Source organism: Pricia sp., from assembly GCF_041745955.1.
Taxonomy (GTDB): domain Bacteria; phylum Bacteroidota; class Bacteroidia; order Flavobacteriales; family Flavobacteriaceae; genus Pricia.
The window spans coordinates 1-9,035 of record NZ_JBGTHY010000347.1 but is presented as its reverse complement, the minus strand read 5'-3'; the positions used below and the strand labels follow the sequence as shown (position 1 = coordinate 9,035).

General features: G+C 42.4%; 4 protein-coding genes and 1 pseudogene. All 5 read right to left on the bottom strand.

Features of this window, described 5'->3' with window-relative positions:
* Positions 1-267: 267 nt before the first annotated feature.
* Positions 268-2,232 (bottom strand): putative porin, encoded by a 1,965-nt coding sequence (locus ACEW8S_RS12880; RefSeq protein WP_373518549.1) that lies wholly within the window; start codon positions 2,230-2,232, stop codon positions 268-270.
* A 274-nt stretch (positions 2,233-2,506) separates the two neighbouring features.
* Positions 2,507-3,928 carry a hypothetical protein gene (locus tag ACEW8S_RS12875; RefSeq protein ID WP_373518548.1) on the bottom strand — a complete coding sequence of 474 codons (1,422 nt, stop codon included), beginning with the start codon at positions 3,926-3,928 and terminating at the stop codon, positions 2,507-2,509.
* A gap of 13 nt (positions 3,929-3,941) precedes the next feature.
* The gene (locus ACEW8S_RS12870; protein WP_373518547.1) at positions 3,942-6,755 is read right to left on the bottom strand and encodes a TonB-dependent receptor domain-containing protein; all 2,814 of its coding nucleotides are present in this window, start codon (positions 6,753-6,755) and stop codon (positions 3,942-3,944) included.
* Between the two features lie 469 nt (positions 6,756-7,224).
* Entirely contained in the window at positions 7,225-8,541 is a 1,317-nt protein-coding gene (locus tag ACEW8S_RS12865) for an aryl-sulfate sulfotransferase (RefSeq protein ID WP_373518546.1), read from the bottom strand.
* A gap of 82 nt (positions 8,542-8,623) precedes the next feature.
* A pseudogene (locus ACEW8S_RS12860) lies at positions 8,624-9,035 on the bottom strand (hypothetical protein); the annotation flags it as partial.

Here is a 9,035-nt window from a genome sequence, read left to right as displayed (position 1 = left end):
TGGTTCCTTCCGCCGGCCTTTCGGCCGACGGTCGTTATTATCTCCACAGTATGTCAATGAACTTTTCCTTTTTTACGCCCCCAAGGTTCCGATGGTCGCCCATCTGTCCCTCAAAGCGGGTGCAAATATAAGGGGGTTTTTTAGTTTGCACAACCCCATCCGTAAAAAATTTTAAAAAAAACAGAATCGAAGGATTTTAGAATGGACAAAATAGGCTTCAACCCTGAAGTTATCAGCCGTTTACCGAAATGTAGCACATCCAAAATATTATGAGAAAAAATTCCAAACCAATCCAAAACGGATGACAAAATCACGATACGGGTAATTCGGGGCGGAGTAAAAATCCTTGGTTTGGCTAAAACCGGAGTTGAAATGTTCTGCTTTCAGATATATCCTCGTTTGCTGGATCTTGGCGTTGATGAAAAAATCCAACATCGGATACCCTCCCAATTTTTCCTCGTTCTGGATGTAGAACTCCCCTAAAAGTGGATTATAGGCATCCATAGTATACGCGGTAAAATACTTCAACGTAACGCCAGTCTGAAGGTACATCGCCTTTTTAAAAACATCCGAAGAAAAATATAAGGTATTGCGCGTCACCAACTGTGGCAGGTTAAGCACCTCAGTGGCCTGTGAGACATTTTGGTACATCACCGTATTATTGAGCGCAAAGCCCCCCAGCCGAAACTCTTTCTTGTACGTAACCTTAGTATGGTTTAGTACATTGCCCTCTTGATAAGGGCTAACTATTGAATTTTCTACCCCTTCCCTTACGGGAATATCCGGATCCGAGCCAAAATAACTATAATTATCCACCGTCGTATAGTCGACCGTCAAACCGCCCCATATATCGGAATCCAGATTGAACTGAAGACCATATACCTGTTCTTTTTCAAAAGCGCCTAGGTTCGACCAATTGTAATCGATGTAATCACTTTGGTACAACAAATAATTAAAGTTTGGCATACGGGCAGATGCATGCGCCGATGCACTTACCATGTGCCGATCATTAAATTGATATCCTGCGGACGCATTGAAGAGGCTTCCCCCCAGTTCACCCGCGATATTATATTTGAACTCGCCCTCAAGGGCAAAGCCCCGAATCTTTTTTTCATAGGTCGCCCCGACAGCAATCTCCTCCCCTTTCAAACGACTTGGAATGCGACCACCGTCTTCGGTAATCAGTATGCTATTGAAGAAGTAATTGTAGTTGTAAACGGACACATTGCCCATTAACCTGCCCAATATCGCATTATAAAATTCGGCGTTGACTTCGTTGTACATGGCCTTCAATTGTGCCTTATCGCTAATGGCAGGCACAAGCCTGTCACCAAAATAGGTGCTCTGTTGGGTTTGGTCGAACCTATAATACTTGGTCTCATAGTTGAACACATGCCCAAACCCCAACGATGTTCTTTCTACGCGGCTTGAATCCTTTTCCCTTTTCAAAACTTTATAAAAATGGTCGAAATAGTAACGCTTGCCCAGTATTTTGTTATCAGCGTCGTTAAACCTGACATCTACTTTTTTGCGGTCGTTAAAGTTAGGGTCGCCAGCTTCGAATTGCTCTTCTTTGTTGATTAGCCCCCCGTTTGTCTGAGTTTCGATATCCTGTGCGGCGATGTGCGCCCGTATCCGATACCTTCCGTTTTTGGTGACGTAATTCGTGGTCGTGCGAAAATTGCCGGATTCCGCTTGGTCGGACAGATATTTACCCAAGGAACGGAAGCCCTTGTAGGCCAACGAAAAATTCAATCGCGGGGAGGTATTGAATGTCAGGGTGGCATCCAACAGTTGTCCCTCTTCAAAAGTAGTTTTGAAAAAAAGGTCGGTCATGGGGGTGGCTACATTATAATAATCGATATCCCGTACCTCCATATAATTATAGTTCAAGACGGTCGCCCCTAATACAGGATAAAATTGATCGGTTTGTAAGTCTACACCTAATTTATTGTAGGGCTGCCCCATGTTTGCGAAAGGCATCAGCTCAAAATCGTCCCTTCTCAAGTAATTGTATTTATATTCCTTTTGGATGGTCAGGGTGGTATCTAAATAGGTGGTATCCCTTTTATAGGATATGATCTTATAGTCTTTAATGGTTATGGGTTGGGGTAGCAAGGCGGGATCCCGAGCATCGAGCTTCCACTTTTTTTTCTGTACCAAGGATGTATCGATCGGTTGTTGAGCGGGGATGGAATCTTCTTGGGCGAAAATGGAACAGCTTGCTAACAAGAAAAGGATGGGGAGGAAATAGTTGCACAAATATCCCGTGGGGATGCATGCAAGGGGGGTACTTCGTAAATTCCAACTTTTAAATTCCAAATTCCAACGGTTCAATGAGGTAGGATGCATCACTATCTAAATGGCCGTCAAGGTGAACCTTGTTAGCGACCTAGCGGACAAAGTTAATTTTTTTAGTTGGTAATTAAATGTGAAAGTTTTTTGGGATGAAAAAACCCCCGCCAAAATGGTGAGGGCTTTTAGGGAATCTAAAAATCGATAGTCTTTAGTGAAATGGCAACACCTGTTCAGATTCTTTATTTGCAACTAAAATTTCATTTAAATGTATGACTGTTGTAGCTATACCTGCCTCAGCCTCGTAAGTAATTGCATCCAAATCTGAAACTACGGCCAAAATAAAAGAGGGAATAACCGCAACGGTGCTAGGATCGCCCTCGGAAACATTCTCGTTTTGCAAAACTTCATTTTCATTAATAACCATTTTAATACCCATATCGACAAAACGCAGCCCCTCTGCTATAAAAACTTCTTGCCTAGTTCTGTATAAGAGTTCCAGCGAAGAATCACCGCCTGTCATGGCGGCTACGTCATCACTTGTCAGTGATGTTCCTGAAACCGAAGTAATATCAACATTCGCCGCCTGTCTGTCTAAGACCAACCCTGTTCTGCCATTCACAACAACAGTCGCTTTGTCAGGTCTTGATCCCTCCTCTACCTCCGTTCTTTGTTCGGCCCTGTCATCGATATTACGTATTTCCCTCGTATCAATGAGTGCAAGCAAGTCATTTAGATTCGTTTGCGCTGCAGATAAACTATTATCCGCTAAATTAGCTTCGGCCAGTATAAGATATGCTTCTTCGGCTTTTAAGTAGGCTACCGACGCATCAACATCAGTAGTTAAAAAAGAGTATTTTGGATCAAGGAAATCCAAGGTCGGCAATGGCTGCAAGTCGTCAAAGGTGGCTCTTTCATAAATAGCATCCTCAAAAGTGTTGCTTGGTTCATTTAATTCATCGAAGCCGGCATTTCTGACAAAATCCGTACTGATAGCCAAAGCGTCGCTGGCAGATGCAACAGCAGCGGCCTTATTTCCTAAATAGTAGTTTGCCCTTGCTATTGCCAAATGATATTCAGGTTTGGGCGATAATGCTATGGCATCGTTGAAAGAAGTTATGGCGCTTTGAAGGTTTTCCGTAGAGCTTATGGGCACACCGAGTGTTTCCTGAGGCAAGGCGGAAAAATACATACCTGCGTACAACCTGGAAATCCCTAGGTAATAATTAAATTCAGCTTCTTGTTCAGCAGTATATTCAGGATCGTTCGGACCGACCTCTTCCAGACCGAACAATGCCATTTTAGCAACACGCGCAATTTCGTTCTGCGTATCCCTGATATCGGGGTCATCAGTACGGATTTCCAAACCGTCTAAAAATTGATTAAAAAAGGTTTGTGTATTCACATAATTATCCGCCCCCAATTCAGCCAGTACAAGAATTTCGTTAAGTGTCCTTGAAATCTCTCGTTCTATCCCTGAAGCCCATATTGTGGCTGAATTTGGTTGCCCTACGACTGAACTTACGGAAAGATTTGGGTTCTGAACATCAGTAAAATCAACTACGTCTTTGAAATCGCCTGTACAACCATATAAGATAACGATTGTAGCAATTATAATATTGAACTTTTTCATGTTTTCCTTTATTTTAAAATTGAAACTTAAGCGAGCTTAAAAATATTCTCGGTACAGATTCCGTACCATATGCAAACCCTCCACTACTGAAGCCATTTTGGTTTCCTACTCCTGATCCCGTGGTTTCAGGATCAAATTGTCCAGCAGTCCAATTGAACGGATTTGTTACTGTAATTCCAAAAGTGACATTGGCAAATGGCTTAAGCAAATCTCCGAAACTGTATGAAGCTCCGATGTTTCTTACCTTAAAAAAGTCGCTGTCAAACGTAAAAAAGTTTACATAGTTGAAAGGTGAGTTTGTACCATCTATGGCCGCTTGGGGAATACCGGTGTCGTCGACCCCTCTCAGATGTCTCAATAAGAAACTCAAATCCACAATTTTACCACCGAGCTGGTAATCACCAGTTGCGAAAAAATTAAAATTGCCCCAAGAGTAATTTAGGCTGGTTGAACCAAACTTAGGTGCGAAAGTCCTTCCTAGAGCCGTATTTGGTTCATAAACATAGGTACCGTCATCTTGAAGAACTGCCGCAGTTCCACGCAAATATCCTAAACTCTGACCTTCTTCTACCCATGAACCTATTACAGTGAAACCACCCACATTAAAAGGAGCCGACCCCCCGGAATCGGACACCAAGTTCTCATTGGTGTTGTAAGAAACGGAAAATTGCAATTGATGCTTATCTGTCTGAACTACATAGGCATTCAAGGCAAATTCCCAACCAGTATTTTCAATCTCCCCTATGTTCTGGATTTGATTAATAAGACCGGACGAGGGTGGTTGTGTTGGCGTGAATAAGGCATCCTCCGTGATTGCCTTAAACCTTGTTCCACTTAGATTCAGTCTGTTTCTGAAAAATCCCAGTTCCATACCAAACTCAGTGGTTTTTACTGTTTCAGAAATAAGGTCAGGGTTTCCGGGTTGATCGAACCTGAATGAAGGCCCACCCAAGAAAGGCTCCAAACCAAACGTTCTATCTTGTGAGAAAGGCTGGGCAAAATTGGTTGCTTCACCGTAATTGGCCCTTATCTTAATATTCGATACAATATTACTTATGTTGCTATCCCTATAAAAATCATGGTCCGAAACATTGTAGGTAATTCCCACCTTAGGAAGTAGAAGGGCTTCTGTATCTTCCCCAGCTGAGGTGTTTGCATCCAATCTTGCTCCGAATTCAATGAAAGCAACGTCGTACAGACCAATATTTTCTAAGAAATAAAGTCCGTAGTTTGCGTTTTCTAGGACAAAATCACCTGCGGTAATAGTAGGAAAAGTATTAATCGCAGTTGTTCCGTCGACACCTCCTGACCCATCCAATCGATTCTGTCTATCAGCAGTCCTGAAAAATTGTCCTCCTAGTATTGTGGTGAAAGATAAATTATTTACATCGGCGGTATGGGTAAGGTTAAGGTCAGTAGTCACTGTAAAGGAACTTCGTAAAACCCTTGCAAGAGATGCTTGATCTGTCGTTCCTTCTGGTTCTGAATCCAAGGCTATCAAAAGTGCATTCGTATCATTTTCCTCATCCTTTGATACACGATAATCTATGCCAATGGTGGCATTCGCTTGTAAAGCACTGTTAAACTCATAAATGAATTTATTCGATGCCGTAACCCGATTATTGACCCTTCGTATGTCAACCAAACTTCCGATTTCTCGTGCTCTTGCTTTTTCAACTGCCCACTCATCATCCGTCAATTCGTCCAAATTACCTCTAGATCCTCCTTCAAAGTTAGAAAGCCTGGAAAAACTTGTGTTCGCATTAAAATCTAGATTAGAATCAAAACCTACGTAAGAAAAGGATGCCTGGTACTTAAGTTTATCGGTTACTTGCGCCCCAAGACCTATGGTGAAACTTCTCTTGGTCTGTTTGTTTAAATCATTAAAAGAATCATCTGTATAAAGACTCCCTCCAAAATTATAGGTGAATTTTTCAGACCCTCCATTGATGCCAATTCTAAATTCTTGTGAAAGGCCAGGCTCAAAGATTGCTTCCGCTGTTCTGTCGTATTTCAAATAGTCGTCCGTTGCCTTTATTACACCAAGTCGGCTTTCAAAAAAAACTGTAGACTTCCCTGAGGTACCTTTTTTAGTTATAATCTGAATTATACCGTTTGCTGCATCTGCGCCATACAAAGTTGTTGCCGCTCCACCTTTGATATATTCAATCCTTTCTATGGATTCCGTAGGAATGTCCGCAAGAGCGGAAACATCTGCACCTCCTGTATCAAGGCCTTGGTCTGGGTTGGAATTTAGGTTGTCCACCCGCACACCGTCCACGATAATTACTGGCGTGGATGAGGAAGCCGCTGAAATTGGCCCTCTGGTCCGTATGATTGATGCTGTACCGGGCTGACCAGAACTTAAACGTATCTGGGCACTCGGTGCCGTCGATTGAAGTAATTGATCAATTTGATTTCCCGGAAGTCTATCAATTTCATCCGCATCCAAAACGTCAACGGTGGTCGATAATTTGCGTCGCGCAATACCAGAACCTTGGCCAGTTACAATCACTTCCTCCAATGCCTGAGCATCCTCTTCCATCTGTACATCGATGGTATTGCCCGCACCGACCGTTTGCTTTACCTCTTTTTGTCCTATATAGGTAAAGGCCAATACCTGACCTTCTTCTGCCTGTATGGCATAATTTCCATCAAAATCGGTCTGCGTACCGGTAGTGGTACCGTCAACAACAATATTGACTCCCGGCAAAGGTAACCCGTCTTGGTCGGTAACGTTACCCGACACCGTCTTTTCTTGGGCATAGATAAGGCCCATACATAACATCAAGAAAGATGTCATGATCCATTTGAATTTCTGTTTCATTTACGAAGTTTTTTGAATTAGCTATTTGCAAAAATCTTAAATAATAGTTAAGGAAACAAAAATACATGACAGAAAAGGGCGTTTTTGTTAAAAAAATGGGCATATTTATGAAATATTTATTATGCTAGCATAATAAATAAAGATAATTTATAAAACCATTTTCACAGGCCTTAAATACTCCCCGATGTTTAAATCCTGCATAAAGCCAAGCCGTAATTGCCTTAAAATACAATTTGAGTTTTGCGGCATATCCTCGTTAAAAACCCTATTTCGCCGAAATCCAGAAAGGTCAAGATTGGTGTAAGGGTGGCGCATATCCTGGGGTTCAATGAGAACAGCACGAACGGGATGTACTTCAAGGTGATCGGGATCCAATGGATATCGACGATGATAGGCCTGATGAGCCACCTACAATATGTTCAGGACGATCCAGCTGACAGGGCGCGCAATGGGATAGGTGTGTCCGATATTAATTTAAATCTAAATTTTTAATAGCCTCGGAATCTTTATCAAAATGGTACCCCCTCCAATAAAATCCCTTCTCCTTATATTTCCACACAACTTGCTTATCATAGGTAACCTCCCAGATACCGAAGTCTCCTTCAGTTATTAAGGTATTACCATTGGGCAGCCGTTCTGCACCCGATACTTTGGGAGCATATAATTCGGGATGTGTGAAACTCCATACTACATTTGGTTCGTTATCCACAGCAGGATCAAGCGAGAAGGTTTTCGGTAGTTGCAGTTCATATACGGTAGATTGATTTTCTGTAGAACCATTTGAAAAAACCAGCATGTTGCCTAGGTCGGGGCCATCTAGAAGATTGGGGTAGTGCTGGTGGTCGAAAAGTCTCTTACCCTTGGTATTTTGGTATGCTTCTGGATTTCCAAACCTATAAATCAAATCACCGCCTTTATTTAAACGTCCGCCAGTATGCATTGAGGCTTGATCCGTTGTCGTGCTATGGTCAATGACCCATATTTCACTATAAAAGTTTACGCTCAGAAATATGATATCATTTTCAGCGTCATAAGTCAAACCATTGGCGTGCATAATGTCGCCAGTATCGTCGGCTACATAGTTCAAATCTACCAACTGAGGATTACTACCTACGTCACCAAAATTACTTTTTAATGAGTCGTGCATTTGAACCAAATGATCCCATGCATGCCATTGCCATACAATTTCATCGCTCGATGGGTCAATTTCGAATATAGCATCAACTATGAGTTCCATATCCGAATGATAGCCTGCTTCAACCGCACTCTCCGCACTTTTACGCTCCCAGACCTGAAAAATGATGTTACCGTTAGGCAGCATTTCCGCGTCATGGTGAGCGATGAAGTCTTCGGAGGAAAATTTAAAATCCCATTCTACATCGCCATCTTTACTTAACAACAGAATTTTGCCACCAAAGCCCCCGAGTTTTAGTTGGGCGTCGTTATCCTCCAACATGGCCAATAGTTTACCGTTAGGCAATAAATAGGCATCATTGCCCAATCTATTCCCGTTTAATGGCCATTCATGTATTATAACCGCATTTTTATCCATAATAAATACCCTGTTTGCACTGGCTTCGTTGATAAGGATAAAATTATCATCAACCAAGTTTCTGTCTAAAACCTCTATCTTGGTATTCTCTGTTTCTACATCCACTTCTGGAGCTGGGTTTACTGTATCCTGATTTTCCTCAGTGGGCAGCAATGGTGCTTCAACAGCCTCGGTACAAGATAGTAGACCTAGTGCTGCAGATGCCAAAAAAAATTTCAGAACATGAGCTTTCATAATTTAATATAAGATAGTGAAAAAAGCCGGGCATTTTTATTTGCACGGCTTCTATGATTCATCATTTTGAATAACTTCCCGACTATTCGCTACATAGGTTCAGGTTAATTTCACCGCCAGACGGTGCAGGGGGGACATTGGCAACTACATTCCCACTAGGAGCGGTAATCTGAAACGAATTTTCTGCATCAAAAGAACCTGTATTGTACACAAAGCTCAGAGATTGTGCATCTGTCGGTACAGTAAAGGTCTCCGTATTTTCGGAACCTTGATCTTCGCTGACCAAGAACTCGAAAGCCGGTTGATCGTCGATGTTTACCGTTATGGAGGCACCGTTCCATCCATCGCCATAGGAATCTTGTCCGGCTATGGTCCATTCCCCAGTTGGTGGGGTCGGTAAAATACAGACTACGCTAGCATCATATCTAAAGGGTGCGGCGAAGAACTGTCCGGTTACGTTGTCCCCAACGTTGGTGCTGGTAAACACCGAGCCA

What these genes read in the sequence shown, in the direction of transcription:
- ACEW8S_RS12875 (WP_373518548.1), bottom strand. Translation starts at nt 3,928, where the DNA reads ATGAAAAAGTTCAATATTATAATTGCTACAATCGTTATCTTATATGGT.
- ACEW8S_RS12870 (WP_373518547.1), bottom strand. Translation starts at nt 6,755, where the DNA reads ATGAAACAGAAATTCAAATGGATCATGACATCTTTCTTGATGTTATGT.
- ACEW8S_RS12865 (WP_373518546.1), bottom strand. Translation starts at nt 8,541, where the DNA reads ATGAAAGCTCATGTTCTGAAATTTTTTTTGGCATCTGCAGCACTAGGT.